The organism is Yoonia vestfoldensis DSM 16212, assembly GCF_000382265.1.
Classification (GTDB): Bacteria; Pseudomonadota; Alphaproteobacteria; order Rhodobacterales; family Rhodobacteraceae; genus Yoonia; species Yoonia vestfoldensis.
The window spans coordinates 125,745-139,411 of the sequence record NZ_KB907984.1 but is presented as its reverse complement, the minus strand read 5'-3'; the positions used below and the strand labels follow the sequence as shown (position 1 = coordinate 139,411).

At 62.6% G+C, this 13,667-nt stretch carries 15 protein-coding genes; 5 read left to right on the top strand and 10 right to left on the bottom strand.

Annotation, left to right across the window (positions count from 1 at the left end; all coding sequences use genetic code 11):
- Together H147_RS19730 and H147_RS0113470 are read left to right on the top strand one after the other, a co-directional pair.
- Positions 1-231: integrase core domain-containing protein (locus tag H147_RS19730; protein ID WP_019955904.1), on the top strand; the 231-nt coding region annotated here is incomplete at its 5' end.
- A gap of 202 nt (positions 232-433) precedes the next feature.
- On the top strand, positions 434-1,240 hold the full coding sequence (locus tag H147_RS0113470) for a hypothetical protein (protein WP_162561673.1): 807 nt from the start codon (positions 434-436) through the stop codon (positions 1,238-1,240).
- Positions 1,241-1,340: 100 nt separating this feature from the next.
- Here the strand turns inward: H147_RS0113470 and H147_RS0113465 are convergent, their stop codons facing one another.
- Genes H147_RS0113465 through H147_RS0113455 form a run of 3 tightly spaced genes read right to left on the bottom strand, consistent with a single transcriptional unit; the run spans position 1,341 to position 3,093 of the window.
- On the bottom strand, positions 1,341-1,520 hold the full coding sequence (locus H147_RS0113465; protein WP_019955902.1) for a Trm112 family protein: 180 nt from the start codon (positions 1,518-1,520) through the stop codon (positions 1,341-1,343).
- Positions 1,517-2,158, bottom strand: a complete 642-nt coding sequence (locus tag H147_RS0113460) for an LON peptidase substrate-binding domain-containing protein (protein WP_019955901.1) — start codon at positions 2,156-2,158, stop codon at positions 1,517-1,519. The genes H147_RS0113465 and H147_RS0113460 overlap by 4 nt, the downstream gene beginning before the upstream one ends.
- Before the next feature lie 26 nt (positions 2,159-2,184).
- Positions 2,185-3,093: a thioredoxin family protein gene (locus tag H147_RS0113455; RefSeq protein WP_026352518.1), complete on the bottom strand. Its 909-nt coding sequence runs from the start codon at positions 3,091-3,093 to the stop codon at positions 2,185-2,187.
- Between the two features lie 104 nt (positions 3,094-3,197).
- On the opposite strand from H147_RS0113455, the gene H147_RS0113450 reads away from it, so the two are divergent.
- Positions 3,198-3,644, top strand: a complete 447-nt coding sequence (locus H147_RS0113450) for an NUDIX hydrolase (RefSeq protein ID WP_019955899.1) — start codon at positions 3,198-3,200, stop codon at positions 3,642-3,644.
- Here the strand turns inward: H147_RS0113450 and H147_RS0113445 are convergent.
- Both H147_RS0113445 and rbfA read right to left on the bottom strand, forming a co-directional pair.
- Positions 3,611-4,327, bottom strand: coding sequence for a phosphodiester glycosidase family protein (locus tag H147_RS0113445; RefSeq protein ID WP_019955898.1), 717 nt, complete (start codon positions 4,325-4,327; stop codon positions 3,611-3,613). The genes H147_RS0113450 and H147_RS0113445 overlap by 34 nt on opposite strands.
- A complete protein-coding gene (gene rbfA, locus H147_RS0113440) occupies positions 4,324-4,719 on the bottom strand; it encodes a 30S ribosome-binding factor RbfA (RefSeq protein WP_019955897.1) in 396 nt (131 codons plus the stop codon). Before rbfA ends, H147_RS0113445 begins: the two co-directional genes overlap by 4 nt.
- Before the next feature lie 98 nt (positions 4,720-4,817).
- Between rbfA and dapB the strand changes: the two genes are divergently transcribed.
- Positions 4,818-5,627 (top strand): 4-hydroxy-tetrahydrodipicolinate reductase, encoded by an 810-nt coding sequence (gene dapB, locus H147_RS0113435; protein ID WP_019955896.1) that lies wholly within the window; start codon positions 4,818-4,820, stop codon positions 5,625-5,627.
- 10 nt (positions 5,628-5,637) lie between these two features.
- On the opposite strand, the gene H147_RS0113430 is transcribed toward dapB, so the two are convergent.
- Both H147_RS0113430 and H147_RS21030 read right to left on the bottom strand, forming a co-directional pair.
- Complete coding sequence (locus tag H147_RS0113430) at positions 5,638-6,234, bottom strand: thioredoxin domain-containing protein (RefSeq protein WP_019955895.1); 597 nt, start codon at positions 6,232-6,234, stop codon at positions 5,638-5,640.
- Positions 6,235-6,295: 61 nt separating this feature from the next.
- Complete coding sequence (locus H147_RS21030; protein ID WP_162561672.1) at positions 6,296-6,493, bottom strand: hypothetical protein; 198 nt, start codon at positions 6,491-6,493, stop codon at positions 6,296-6,298.
- On the opposite strand from H147_RS21030, the gene H147_RS0113425 reads away from it, so the two are divergent.
- Positions 6,492-6,848 carry a hypothetical protein gene (locus tag H147_RS0113425; RefSeq protein WP_019955894.1) on the top strand — a complete coding sequence of 119 codons (357 nt, stop codon included), beginning with the start codon at positions 6,492-6,494 and terminating at the stop codon, positions 6,846-6,848. The genes H147_RS21030 and H147_RS0113425 overlap by 2 nt on opposite strands.
- Here the strand turns inward: H147_RS0113425 and H147_RS0113420 are convergent, their stop codons facing one another.
- The 3 genes from H147_RS0113420 to H147_RS0113410 all read right to left on the bottom strand — a co-directional run bounded on the left by H147_RS0113420 (position 6,849) and on the right by H147_RS0113410 (position 13,539).
- Complete coding sequence (locus tag H147_RS0113420; RefSeq protein WP_019955893.1) at positions 6,849-7,421, bottom strand: hemerythrin domain-containing protein; 573 nt, start codon at positions 7,419-7,421, stop codon at positions 6,849-6,851. It lies immediately after the preceding gene.
- A 107-nt stretch (positions 7,422-7,528) separates the two neighbouring features.
- Positions 7,529-11,785: a translocation/assembly module TamB domain-containing protein gene (locus H147_RS0113415; RefSeq protein ID WP_026352517.1), complete on the bottom strand. Its 4,257-nt coding sequence runs from the start codon at positions 11,783-11,785 to the stop codon at positions 7,529-7,531.
- Positions 11,782-13,539, bottom strand: coding sequence for an autotransporter assembly complex protein TamA (locus H147_RS0113410; protein WP_019955891.1), 1,758 nt, complete (start codon positions 13,537-13,539; stop codon positions 11,782-11,784). The genes H147_RS0113415 and H147_RS0113410 overlap by 4 nt, the downstream gene beginning before the upstream one ends.
- Positions 13,540-13,667: the final 128 nt, after the last annotated feature.

Here is a 13,667-nt window from a genome sequence, read left to right as displayed (position 1 = left end):
TATTTGGACAACATCTTCATCGAACGTCTGTGGCGCACTTTGAAATACGAGTGCGTCTATCTGCACGCCTGGGACACCGGATCGCAGGCACGCGCCGGTGTCCGCAATTGGATGGAGTTCTACAATCACCGCCGCCCGCACAAAGCCCTTGGCGGCCGACCACCAGCAGTGGTCTACTCACTGCAAATCGAAGCAACGCAACCCGATCAGCAGGAGCAAATCAGAGCTTAAAAAGCGTCAGATCCTGTCCAGGGAATGGGGAGCACCTCAAACCGAGGCCGCGGCGAAAGCACGCGAGCTAGAGATTGGCCTAGTTGCTCTGGTGCCTTTTGTGCCTGACTGGAACTGCCATCAAGAGGAAATGCATCAAAGGGTCAACGCGGTCGACTCAATTGCAGTCGTACACTTCAACTGCGCGCATGACGAGCAGTCCATGAGCCTCACACTTATGCTGGATTCGTCGGCGGCTGAAGTATTCTGCCATTCTATTGACAGCGATCGGCAACGTATTGAGGACGGCACTCTTGGACCTGACCGGTTCCGCTTCTTCGAGGACGGCGGCTGGAAAATCGTCAGGAGTTCTGGGGATCTAACGGGATGCGCCGCTGGAGTGGTAGCGCTGCACGCTGATGGAAATCGTTCCGAGGCGGCCAACGCTAATGGTTACGCTGTTATCGACGCCTTCGTGGAAAGCATATTGAACTCTGATCCTAATCCTGTGGCGACCAAAGCTTCATCCTATGCAGCAGCTATAACCCATCTCATTGAGCTCCTTGAATCGCAGTCGCGCCTGCTTGCTGATTTTATCCCAGCGCCGCAAGGTGCAACACGAGAGATTTGGCTACCCTCCTCGCCAGAAGTGCTGGGCCAGACAGCCCTCGAGCTGATGATAGCAAGCCCTAGCGCAGCCGCAAACTTGAACGTTGATGGCTGTAAACTGTACGTCGAAATTTCTTCGTCGCCAAGCGTTATCGACGAAGCAAAAAATGCAGGTTTAAGCTTTGCCGAGCCAAATCGAGAAAACGGCACAGTCTGGGGTGCCTTTATCGCCATCAACACAGAACGCGTTATAGGATTGGAGCGGGTGGACGGAACGGGCGTCGAGGCGCTCGTCAATCAAGCAGTCGTTGTCCGTGTCGGCATCATTGGCAATCAGATTTGCGAAAGCGCCCCGGAAATTGTCCGGCATATCTTTGAAGATATCATTGCACGCAATCCTGCGGGATTTGTCCGGCCCTAAGACTTCGTTGGCTAGGCAACATGTCGCAAGCGAGACTTAAGCGGCCTTCGGGTGTTCTACTTTAGGTGGTGAATAGGTAAAAAACCCACCCCCCAGCCCCTCACTCCACCTGACGCGCCTCGTCCACCAGCATCACCGGAATCCCGTTCCTGATCGGGAAGGCCAGATGTGCATTCTCGCTGACCAGTTCCTGCCGCTCGGCGTCGTAGCGCAGGGTCGCGTGGGTGATGGGGCAGACGAGCGCCTCGAGCATCTTGGGGTCGAAACCGGCCTCAGTCATTGCATGACACCTTCTCCGTTGCCGCCGCGCAGGGAATATTCCATCAGCGTCAGCAGGGTTTCGCGACGTGTGGACAGCGACGGGGCTTCCAGCAGGGCCTGTTTATCCTCGGGCGTGAAGGGACAGAGCATCGACAGCGAGTTGATGAGCAGTTCATCCTCGGCCTCGCTGAGCGAGTCCCAGTCGGTCGACAGGCCGCGGTCCACCAGAAAGCGGTTCAGCGCCTTCATGAAGCTGTCGCGGTTGAAATCTGGGTCTTTTTCCACCGGTCCCAGATCGCGCGAAAACCCGTTCCAGTTCACCTTGCAGCGACGGTAGGGGGTAAACCCCTCGACCTCCTCGACGATGCGGAAACGCGACGCGCCCGACAGGGTGAGCATATAGCGCCCGTCCTCGGTTTCGGAAAACGCCGTCAGCTTGCCCGCGCATCCGATGCTGTGCAGTTTCCCTGCCTCACCGGGGGCGTCATAGGGTTGCACCATCCCGATCAGCCGCGAGGATGTTTTCATCACGTCGTCAAGCATCGCCAGATAGCGCGGCTCGAACAGGTGCAGCGGCAAGCGCGAACGCGGCAAAAGCAGCGCGCCGGGCAGGGGGAACACCGGAATGGTGTCCGGCAGATCAGTTGATGATATCATTGGCATGAAATAGCCCGCCTTCTGGATCAGGCAAATATCATCGACGACAGTTTGCGCCGCCCGGTCAGCACGATCGGGTCCTTGGCATCGCGGGCGTCGAATATCTTGAACAACTGCGTTTTTGCGGCACCGTCGTTCCAGTCGCGGTCACGCCGGAACAGTTCAAGCAGTTCGTTTACAGCTTGCTCTACCTGTCCCGTCGCATGCAGCGCCACGGCCAGATCGAACCGCGCCTGATGGTTGGCGGGGTCGGCATCGACCTGCGCCTGCAAATCGCCGACAGGTCCGGCATTCGCCGCCTCGCGCAGCAGGGTGATCTGGGCGTGCAGGGCTTCCAGCGCCGGATCGGTCGAGATTTCGGCGGGCGCACCGTTCAGGATCGCCTCGGCCTGATCGATATCGTCAAGTGCCAGATAGCAGCGCACCAGGCCGGCATAGGCACGGGCGTTGGCAGGGTCTTCCTGCAGGATCGCGGCAAAGGTTTCGGCGGCATCGGGCACTGCACCTTCTGTCAGCATCTGTTCGGCGGCCTCGATCGCGTCGGACAGCCCATTGTCGGGTTCACCGGCCAATGCGGCGATCTTGTCCACAAAGGCGTTGATCTCGGACGGAGGCAAGGCACCCTGAAACCCGTCCACGGGTCGCCCCTGATAAAACGCGTAAACGGTCGGGATCGACTGCACGCGCAACTGGCCCGCATAGCCGGGGTTCTGATCGACGTCGATCTTGACCAGCTTGACACGCCCGCCCGCCTTGGTCACCGCCGCTTCGATGGCGGGGCCAAGCGTCTTGCACGGACCGCACCATGGCGCCCAGAAATCCACGATGACCGGCACATCCTGCGAGGCCGCGATCACGTCCTGAGGGAAGCTTGCATCCGTGCCGTCCTTGATCACATCGACAGGCGTATCGGGTTTGGCGTTCAGTTCCAGCATGGCGGTCTCCTTCAACGGGCTTGGCTATATATGTGTGCAAACACATCCAACGCCAAGGGGCAATGACGCTTTCACATCCCGCGATGCACGCCTAGGCTGTCGGAATGGAAAAAGCCGCCAGCACCGCCCTGCCCCGTCTGGGGGCCATTGCCGTTGTATTGCATCAGGACAAGGTCCTGCTGGTGCAACGCAAGAACCCGCCCGACGCAGGTCTTTGGGGTTTTCCGGGCGGGCATGTGGAGCCGGGCGAAACGGCGCTTGCCGCCGCCGCGCGTGAACTGTTCGAGGAGACGGGCGTGCAGGCGCGGCCTGTCCGGTATCTGACCAATCTCGATATCATCCTGCGTGATCAGGGCGGGGCACTACAGTTTCATTTCCTGCTGGCGGCCGTGCTCTGCGACTATGTACGTGGTACGCCCATTGCCGCCTATGACGTGTCGGATGCAGGCTGGATCGCCGTTTCGAATGTGCCGTCGCTGCCCACCAGCGCGGACGTAGACCGGATCATCGCCCTGGCCTATTCGACCACACCCACGATCGGCCCCATCTGAACGCCGAAATCCGACCGGCCGAGTGCGGGCGCATGCAGCCGTGACACCTTGCCATCGAAATAGAGCGCGTTGGACAGTTGCAGGTAGTCGCGGAAAAAGCTGCCGAATTCGTGGAAACTGACCGCATCGTTGGAGATGACGAAAACCGCGCGATCCCCCGCTTCGGTCGTGCCGACACCATTGCGCAGGAAACGCGAGGTGCCGTCCGGTAGAAAGCGCGGATGCAACTCCCCGTCGATCACCAGCATCGGTCCTGATTGCGTCGCATCCCGGCAGACAGGGGCTTCTTCGACATAACGCAGCGTTTCGATCACGCGGGCGCTGTCGTCGGTAATGCAGAACACACCATTGGGCAGCAGGCCGAAATTGCCGGGGCCGGCGTTGGGAATGACACGCATCACCTCGACCCCGTTTTCGACGTAGTGTCCCACGGGCGCGCGGTCGGCGTGATACATGCCCGCGTTCATCGCGAAAGGCAGGGCAGTGACGCCGGGCAGACCTTCAATGGCGCTGAAACTGCCAAGGATGCTGTCGCCGTCCTTGAGAAACAGACGCAACTGCTCTGTCGCAGGATCGACCGTGCAGGTCGAGTAGCTTTTGCCTTGATATGTGACGTTCTCGCAGGTCACGGCTGCCGCAGGCAATGCGAGCCACGCGAAAAGCAACGCAAGCGCAAGCCTCACTCGTCCAGATCCTGCCTGACGTGATCGTCGGCCAGCAGGGCGCGGGTCGCGTCCATCTGGTCGAACGTCCCATCAAGCTGGAACCGCAGTTCAGGCGCGAATTTCATCGTGCCACCCTTGACCACCAGATGCCGGACCTCGTGACGATTGCGACGCAGCGCATCGAGCGCCTCTTCCTTGCCGATCCCGCCCAAGGGCAGGATGAACGCCGTCGCGATCCGCAGATCGGGCGACATCCGCACCTCGCCCACGGTAATCGACATGCGCGCAAGGTCGGGGTCGTGCACCTCGCCGCGTTGCAGGATTTCGGACAGGGTCCGCCGGATCATCTCGCCCACGCGCAACATGCGCTGCGTCGGGGCCTTGCCATCGCGTTGTGTATTCTTTGCCATGCACTGCATTTAATCACTGTGGGCGGCAATGCCAAGCAAGGCTTTGCGTCGGGGGCAAAGCGCCGCTAAGACGGGGCACGCAGAAATGAGGGGCGGACATGACCGACACACCGGGAATCGTGATCACAGGCGGATCGGGGCGCATGGGCCGGATGCTGGTCAAGGCGGTGCTCGCGTCCGACAAATGCCATCTCGCCGGTGTGCTGGAACGGGAAGGCCACGACTGGATCGGGAAGGATATCGGCAGTGCGACGGGTGGCCAGCCGGTCGGTATCGCCGTCACCGATGACCCGTTGGAGGCTTTCGCCCGCGCGCAGGCCGTGATCGATTTTACCGCACCGGCCGCGACTGTTGCTTTCGCGGCCCTTGCCGCACAGGCGCGCGCCGTGCATGTGATCGGCACAACGGGCCTGTCTGATGATGACATCAAGTCCATCGACGCCGCCGCACGGCATGCAGTGGTAGTGCGGGCGGGGAACATGTCGCTCGGCGTCAACCTTCTGGTCAAGCTGACACAGAAGGTTGCCGAAGCCCTCGACCCCGATTTCGATATCGAGATCGTCGAAGCGCATCACAACAAAAAGGTCGATGCCCCCTCCGGCACAGCACTGATGCTGGGCGAAGCCGCTGCCGCAGGGCGTGGTGTGACTTTGGCCGATGTCCGCGACGCAGGCCGCGACGGCATGACCGGCGTAAGGCAGCGCGGCGATATCGGGTTTTCAGCCATCCGCGGCGGTGACATCGTGGGCGAACATGACGTGATTTTTGCCGCCGCCGGTGAACGGATCGTGCTGCGCCATCTGGCGACCGACCGCGCAATATTCGCGCGCGGCGCGCTGAAGGCGGCGCTTTGGGGGCAGACCAAGGCGCCGGGCAGTTATGACATGATGGATGTGCTGGGGCTTTGACCGCCTTCGGTCAAAGGCGGTGCGCCACAGCGTCCGACAGCCGCGCAGGATCATAATCGACAGCCAGCGGCACAGGCACGCCGTCCTGCACCAGCCAGAGCGACGGAAACGACGCCAGCCCCAGCGCGCGGCCTGCCTGCCATTCGGCCTGCGCCACACGGATGTCCTGCAGGTCGGGCAGGTCCAGCGCCAGCCCCATCTCTCCAAGGATCGCGTGATAGCTGGCCGGATCATTGAGATCAGCGCCGATGCTGAAATGGGCATCCGTCACACGCAACGCGAAATCAAGCACTTGGTCGGGATGCGCCTGCCGGACAGCACTTATCGCCACGCTGGGCGGCGCGGAATCGCCCTGCACGCCGGGGCGGCGGATCATGTCGAAAAACGCCTCTGACGGGGCGCGGCCCGTCACGGCCTGCAACCGCTGGCTGGCCTCGCGGATATACCCTTCCATTTCGGCATAGGGGCCGACGCGCGGGCCGGTGACAGGGCCCGCAAGAACGGGGCGCACCGTCAATCCGGGTTGGTCGGCAACCACACGCCGGATCGCGGGGCCGATGCCGTAACACCAGCCGCACAAAGGGTCCATGCCGTAAAGAAGTTCCATGAGTATCCGCTCCAGGAAGAAGGAAAACAGGGCCTTACCGTCCCTGTGTCCGACGTTGAAATCAATGTGCGAACGACTGGCCCATGCCGCAAGTACGCACAAAAAGGATACCGCCGATGACCTTCGGGCAGGGCTTTGCCAGGCGCGCCCTGCCGCATGCGACGGCCACCGCGCGAGACTGTTCCGGCGCGCCGAGACGAAAGTGAACCGACGACAGCATCCGTGCGTAAAAGCAACGAACGAACCAGAGGTTGATCATGAAGACTTTTGCTCTTGCGCTTGGCCTGTCGCTGCCTGCTGGCGCGGCAGTTGCGAATTACGTCCCGGTGATGGAAGAGGAAACATTCCTGTCACTGGTCGAGGGCAAGGAATTGCGCCATCGCTTCTACGGCATCACCCTTGAGGTGCTTGACACGGGTGAGGTCAAAGGCAGCGCGATCGGCTGGGGCATCGAAGGCACCTGGAGCTGGCAGGAGGGGTATTTCTGCCGCGAATTGTACTGGGGCGGTGATCTGATCCCGTACAATTGCCAGTTGGTCGAGATCAACAACGATCTCATCCGCTTTACCGTGGATCAGGGGGCAGGCAGGTCAGCGGCGTTCCGGTTGCAATGATCAGCCCAGATCGCGGCTGCCGTAACGCAAAAGCACCGGCACGACGAGTTCTTCTTCGTCCACCAGATGACGGTTGAGCAGTTTCTCCAGCCGTGTCAGTTCTGACTGGAATGCCCCGGCGCTGTCCTGCAAGGCATTGCGCGGCCCCGTCGCCCGAAGAACGCCATTGGCGCTTTTGACGAAAGACGCGAGAAATTCATCCAGTGCGTGATGGTCGGCGTCGAGGATGTCGAAACCTTTGCTGATCCGCTTGTCCTTTTGCATCAGCTTGGGAAAGTAATAGCTGTCCTCGATCGTATGATGCTCGTGCAGGCCGTTCACGAACATGCCACCATAGCGCGACAGGTTCGCGGCAAACTGGTCTGGCGCCAGTTTGCGGTCCAGCAGCATGTTGGTGACGCTGCCCATTTCGGTCATCAGGCGCCGGAACATCAGGTGCCGATCCAGCCAGAACCGGATCAGCCCGTCGAAACCGGGATCGTTTTCCCACGCGTCGCGCGGATATTCAGCCAAAAGCACCTGCAAGGCATCCGGCAGTTTGTCACGGCTGATCAGGGAAAGTTCATCAGGCATCGGTGATCCAGTGTTGGTATGCCCAACACGTAAGGCCTGCGCGGCTGACTGGCCAGTCCCGGCGTTGTTCACAATCGCACGGCTACCCCGACAGGGGCGCACGATGCCTAGTAATCGCGTTCGAAAAAGACACCGACGCTTGTCCCGCCGTCCTGATCGACACCGCCCTTGGCCACGATTTCATCCGTAATATCAAGATTGAGATTGATCTCCGTGCCACCGTCGCTGCTGACGGTCACGTCCGTATAGACGTTTTCCGACAGATAGCGCCCTGCGCGCACGGCGGCGTTGCCTTGTTCGTCGGTGGTCACATCGAAATCGTCCAGACCCAGGTTCTGGCGCAACCTGTCGACGGCCCCGCCCCCGCCGCCCGCCAGCGTGCTGATCGCGCCCGCCAGTTGCACGGCCTGCAACGGACTGATGCTTTGCAGGTCGCGGCCAAAGATCAGCTGCGCCAGCACCTCGTCCTGCGGCAGGTCAGGCACCGATTCGAACGTCACCTCCGGCTCGCTGGCTGGACCTTCGACGACGATGCTGACCTGCGTCCCTGTCGCACTTGTCGTCGAGGCAACCAGCCGGATGTAGGGTTCGAAGTCCCCTTGCAGGGACGCACTGCCTTCGGTCAGATCAAAGCGTTGTTGGAGAATGTCGATGCGCCCGCGCAGCAGATCGAACCGCCCGACAGGGATGACATTGGCGCTTGTACCTCCGATGGTCAACCGCCCGCCCAGTTCCGCATCAAGCCCGCGCCCCCGGATGAATATCCGCGACGGCGCGTCGATCACGATATTGAGCGGAAATGCGCGTCGCGCAGCGGCTCCGCCGCCATTGGCCTCTGCCCCGTTCGCAAGCAGCCCGGCCCGCGCCAAGGTAGTCGTCACCTCGCGGCTGGGGCGCAGATGGACCACATCGGGCAAAGCCCCCAAGGGGCTGATGCTTGATGATGGCACCTGTACATCGGTCTGACCCAAGGCAAGTTGTCCGTCGATCCGCGCCCCGCCCTGCAATGGCCCCACCAAGGTGATCGTCCCGCCGACCGTAGTCCGGTAAAGTTCGGGGTCTTGCAGCACGACCTCATTCAGCCGGATCGCCACATCAGCGGCATTGCCATCGCCAAGTGCGATCGGGCCGCTGACCGCCAGACTGCCACCGCCTTCGACACCCGCGCGCAGATCAAGCTGCGCCGTCCCATTGCCCAGCCGGACGGCCCCTGTGATCCCGCTCAACGCCTGCCCCAATGTCGGTGCGGCCAGCCGGCCGTTGGCGAAGGTCACCTGTCCGCTAAGGGCATCAAGTCCCGGCGCACCAGCGGCGCGCAGGTCGAAATTCGCGGTGCCGCTCAGGCGGCGCGGCTCGATCGCGGTATTGGCCAGCGCCAAGGGCGCCGCCCCGGTGATCGCAAGATCAAGCGCACCCGATTGCGCGACGCTGCCCCGCACCTGCGCTGTCAGTCCGCCAGGCCCGGTTCCGGTGGCGTCGACACCCCAATTGCCCATTGCATCAAGGGACGCGCTGCCGTTCGCACGGACAGGACCGCTGATCTGGTCGGTCAACAGACCGACATCGCGCAGACTGGCGTTGAACCGCCCCTGCCGGTTACCGCCATTGCTGTTCAACGCCCCGACGAACGACACCTGCGGCGTCGAAACCTCGAGGGTGCGCACCACCAGCACCTCGTCGGCCAACCCGATATCTGCGTTGATCCGGCCCGTCCCGGCCAGCAGCGCATCCACCGTCGGGTTCCCGATGCCAAGACCCGCGCTGCGCAGGTTAAGCTGAACGTCAAACATGCTGAGGTCCGGCACAAGCGACCCTGCCGCCGTCACATCAACGCTGCCCCGCAACGGCTGTCCGATCAGGTCCGCATAGGTCGACAGGTCGGCCACCTGCGCGGTCAGATCGCCCGTGGCGGCATAATCGGCGTCACGCCCCGCAATGACCGCATCAAGCGCCAGATCGGTGTCCGGTCCGGCGATCCGCAATCGCGCGGCGGTGTCGCCTTCCGCAGTGGGCGAGGCATCCAATGTCAGGCTCAGCGGTCCGGTCAGCGACGGATCGATCAGGCCCGCATCTGTGATCCGCAACGCAAGCCCGGCGGTGACCGGCCCGTCCAGACGCAGATCTGCATCGCCCTGAAGGTCAATCGCATCGGTCTGCACTGACAGACCGGATATCTGAACAGCATCCGGATCGGGGCGCGCGATCTGCGCGGCGATTTCGCCCGGCCCCGCCAGCAGCGGATCAAGTTGGTCGATGCCGATGACGAGGTCCAGTGTATCGCCCGCGATATCCAGCGTGAACCGTGATCCATCGCTCAGCAAGACCCCTCGCAGTGTGAGCGCCGCAGCCCCGGCCAAGGGACGGTCCGCTAACGCGGCATAGCGGGACAGATCAGTCACATCGGCGGTCAGGTCAATGTTGATCGTCTGCCCATCCTCGGGCACCGGCACCATTGTGCCCGAGGTGCTGTAGGTCGCGGCAGGCGCATCGCCGGACAATGTGAACGCGATCTGGCCGGCGGTTGACATCGTGACCTGTCCTGTCACCGTCGCAGCCCCGTCAAGGTCGGGCAGAACCAGCGATACGTCACGCAGACTTGCCGCGATGTCGGCGACCGATCCGGCGCTTGTCAGGTTGGCGGCGGCCGTGATTTCGGCCGCGTTGGTCGCAAGGCGCAGGCTTTCCAGCCGTGTCCCCGCGGTGTCACGGACAAGGTTCGCGGCAATGCTGCCTTCGCCGGCCAGCACAGCATCCGCCTGTGAGACCCCCACCCGCAGGTCGGTCGCTGTCCCGGTCAGGTCAATGTCGAAGAGACCGTCCAGCGGGGTCAGGTCGGCGGCAATGTCGAACATGGCGCCACCGCCCAGATCCTGGCCCACCAAGGTGGAAAACCGCTCCAGCCCGACAACATCGAGCGTGACGCTGGCATCGGTCTGAAAGCCTTCGCTTGCCCCTGCAATGTCGGCCCGCGCCAGCAAGGACAAGCCTGCCCCCGACAGCGACAAGCGACGGATCTCGATGTTGGTGCCTTCCGTGCGCTCGATCAACAGCGTGCCGGTCACGGCATCCCCCAAAGCCTGCGAAGCACCGGTATCGTCAAGCCGCATACCTTGCGCACCATAGGTTAGGTTGGCTGTCACACGCCCGACCTGATCACCTTCGCCCGATTGCAGGATGCCGCCACCGCGCAGGGCCAGCCGGTCGATCGCCAGTCCGGGACGGTCCAGCCCGTTGACGGTCATATCCATCGTCCATGCATCGGAAACGGCGGCGTCATATTCCACCTCGAGCGTCACGTCATCGACGAAGGTGCGCGGCCCCGCCAAAGGCAACAGCACCGGGGCATCGTCGGCAGGTGTGATCCCGCCGTTGATGCTGATCGCCTCAGGCCAGCCTTGCGGCCCGATGCGGATGGTGCCGTCCAGACGCGCCCGTCCCGCATCCAGGGCGATCTGCGGAATGTCGATGCTCCCGTCGGCGGCGCGGTTGAACGCGACCTGCAGTCGCGCGTCGGTTCCGAAAAAGTCCTGATACTCTTCCGCGAACAGGGCCGAGATATCGCCACCGACATCGAGCCGCACCTGTTGCCGTTCGTCGACCGTGGTCAGCGCGAAATCACCGGTCAGACGATCCTGCCCATCGGTGGCCAGCGCAAGCGTGGCGGCAAAATCATCAAGCGGCGCATCGCCTGCGACGGTCAGCTTGACCGCCGGGCGCCCCGGCAGATCAAGGAGGCGCGCGGCGATCCCGTCAGGCCCTTCCTCAAGGTCAAGCAACAGCGCCAGCACGTTCGTTGTGTTGGAATAGCTGCCGTTTATCTGAAATGACCCCTGATTGCCGTCCAGTCGGGTGATCAGAACATTCGCGGCACCTTCTCCACCGGAAAGTTCGGCGGCCCCGTCCACGCTCGCCACGACAGGTTCGCCAAGAAACGACTCGTCGATTTCGATCCGTTCGATTTCCAGCACGCCGATGGACACGCTGACCGGCAATTCCGGCAAGGAAAACGGCTGCGCTTCCGGGGACGGTCCGGTGTCACCGCCCGCGGGGGCGCGCGACAGGATCACACGACCGGCGCGCAACTGCTGCACGTTGATCGCACCGCGCAAAAGCGAGGCCCTGCTCCATTGCAGCACCATATCCTCGAGCGTCAGCCAGACGCCATCTGCATCTGCAATGGTCATCTGCGCGATCCGCGCTTGGGAACTGAGCGCACCCTGAAAGCCGGTGATCGTGACCGTGCGATCCTCGCCGGACAGATTGTCTTCGATCAGTCGGGTCAGATAGCCACGGTCGTCATCCCCCGCCTGCGCAAGCAACGAAACGGGCAGAAGCAGCAGTAAAAGCAGGCAGAATATTCTCAAAACGCTTGTCCTATTCCGATGTAAACCTGCACGCTTTCGACCGCGTCATCGCCGCTGGCCGGTGTGCCGATGTCAAGCCGGATCGGGCCGATGCCGGTGTTGTAGCGCACACCGATTCCCGCGCCCGCGTGCCATTCAGCGCTTTCGCCCGGCACGGCGGTATCGCCGATGAACCCGGTGTCATAGAATCCGACCACCGAGATATTGTCACGGATCGCATAGCGCGCTTCCAACTGCGCACCCAGAAAGGACGTGCCACCTGTCGTGACGGTGTCCATGCCGACCATCGTTTCAATGCCCAGCGATTGATAGGGTTGGCCCCGGACTGTGCCGCCCCCACCCGAGAAATAAAGGAAATCCGCCGGCGCCTCGCCGATTTCGGCACCTGCAAGGCTGCCAATCAAACCCCGGGCGGCAAGGGTGAACCCCTTGGCCTCGCCGAACGATCGATAGATCCGTGCGTCCCCGTACAGCCGCGCGCCGGTCAGATCGCCATCGAGACCGACAAAAGGCGTCACACGTGCGTCCAGATAATAGCCAGAGCTTGCGTTGGACGCGTCGTTGCGCCGGTCGAGTGTGGCGCGCAGCGGCAGGATCAACAGCGTATAGTCACGCTCGCCCAGCGCGGTATCTTCCCGTGCCGTCAGCACGCCAATGCCGCCCTGCACGGTCAAGTCATCGCTCAGATACCGGATCAGACCTGTTTCGATCTCGAAGGAATCGACCAGAAAGGCGTCTTCGTCCTGACGCGAAATTTCGGCGCTGACGTAGAAATCGGTATCCGGGCCAAAGGTGGCTGGCCTGCCGAAGCTGCCGCGCAGGGCATAATCGGTCCCGCCGGTTTCACCATTGATATTCGACACCACCGCTTCGGCGCGGAACCGTTCCGCCCCGCCGAACAGATTGCGGTGCAGCCAGAACGTCGACACCGTAAGCCCTTCGATGGAATCAAGCTCCAGCCCAAAGCCGATGCGCCGCCGCTTTGCCTCGTCCAACTGCGCGCGTACCCCGATCGTGTCGCCGGGACCGGCCACATCCGCGGTCGTCAGCGCGACGCTGTTGAAAGTCCCCGTCCGCCGCAGGCGCTGTTGGGCGGCGGCAATGGCATCGGGCGAATAGATTTCGCCAATCGGCAACCCAGCGATGGCGCGGACCCTTTCGGTGCGGACCCGGCGATTGCCGGTCACGTCCAGTTCGCCGAACCGTAGCTGCGGGCCGGGGTTCAGACCAATAGTGACGTCAAGCTTTTCGTCGGGGTGGCGGGCGATGATCTGCTGGCTATCGACCCGCGCAAGCGGATAGCCGAGGTCGCGCCAGCTCCGCAGGCTTTGCGTTGCGGCCGTCCTGATCAGCCCCGAACGCGCCGGTTCGCGCGGCCCCAGATCGGAGGGCACGTCCGCGTCGGGCGGCAGGGGGGAAATGGCGACATCGCCAAAGGTGAACCGTGGTCCGGCGTTGACGGTGATGACGACTTCGCCGATCGTCGAGGGTGCCGCCAATGGCGCGACACCTGCCGCCTCGGCCCCGTCGATCGTGATCGAGACGGTGCCGCTGTAATACCCCTCGGCGTAAAGTGCTGTCAGCAACCGGCGATAATCCGCCCGTGCTGCGGCGACGTAATCCTGCGGGGCGGCGGTATCGTCAAGCGCGCGCAAAAGCGACGCGCTGCTGAGCGCGTCGCGCGCTGTCTCTGCGACAAGCCGCACGTCCTGCGCTGTGGCCGCACCGGCCCCCAAAACAAAGGCGGTCGTCATCCACAGGTTTCTTATCACGTCGCACCCCCCCGGGACCTTCGGTCGTCACTCGTCACATTCCTATCCCAAGAGGTCCGGATTGACCAATCACAACACCAAACGTGCGGCAAAGGCTTTGGTTCCGGCCC

Bases quoted from the DNA above. Each gene is read 5' to 3' on its own strand.
- H147_RS0113455 (WP_026352518.1), bottom strand. From the start codon at position 3,093: ATGCTGGAACTGAACGCCAAACCCGATACGCCTGTCGATGTGATCAAG.
- rbfA (WP_019955897.1), bottom strand. From the start codon at position 4,719: ATGGCAAAGAATACACAACGCGATGGCAAGGCCCCGACGCAGCGCATG.
- H147_RS0113420 (WP_019955893.1), bottom strand. From the start codon at position 7,421: ATGCCTGATGAACTTTCCCTGATCAGCCGTGACAAACTGCCGGATGCC.
- H147_RS0113450 (WP_019955899.1), top strand. From the start codon at position 3,198: ATGGAAAAAGCCGCCAGCACCGCCCTGCCCCGTCTGGGGGCCATTGCC.
- H147_RS0113460 (WP_019955901.1), bottom strand. From the start codon at position 2,158: ATGATATCATCAACTGATCTGCCGGACACCATTCCGGTGTTCCCCCTG.
- dapB (WP_019955896.1), top strand. From the start codon at position 4,818: ATGACCGACACACCGGGAATCGTGATCACAGGCGGATCGGGGCGCATG.
- H147_RS0113410 (WP_019955891.1), bottom strand. From the start codon at position 13,539: ATGACGACCGCCTTTGTTTTGGGGGCCGGTGCGGCCACAGCGCAGGAC.
- H147_RS0113425 (WP_019955894.1), top strand. From the start codon at position 6,492: ATGAAGACTTTTGCTCTTGCGCTTGGCCTGTCGCTGCCTGCTGGCGCG.
- H147_RS21030 (WP_162561672.1), bottom strand. From the start codon at position 6,493: ATGATCAACCTCTGGTTCGTTCGTTGCTTTTACGCACGGATGCTGTCG.
- H147_RS0113470 (WP_162561673.1), top strand. From the start codon at position 434: ATGAGCCTCACACTTATGCTGGATTCGTCGGCGGCTGAAGTATTCTGC.
- H147_RS0113430 (WP_019955895.1), bottom strand. From the start codon at position 6,234: ATGGAACTTCTTTACGGCATGGACCCTTTGTGCGGCTGGTGTTACGGC.
- H147_RS0113465 (WP_019955902.1), bottom strand. From the start codon at position 1,520: ATGACTGAGGCCGGTTTCGACCCCAAGATGCTCGAGGCGCTCGTCTGC.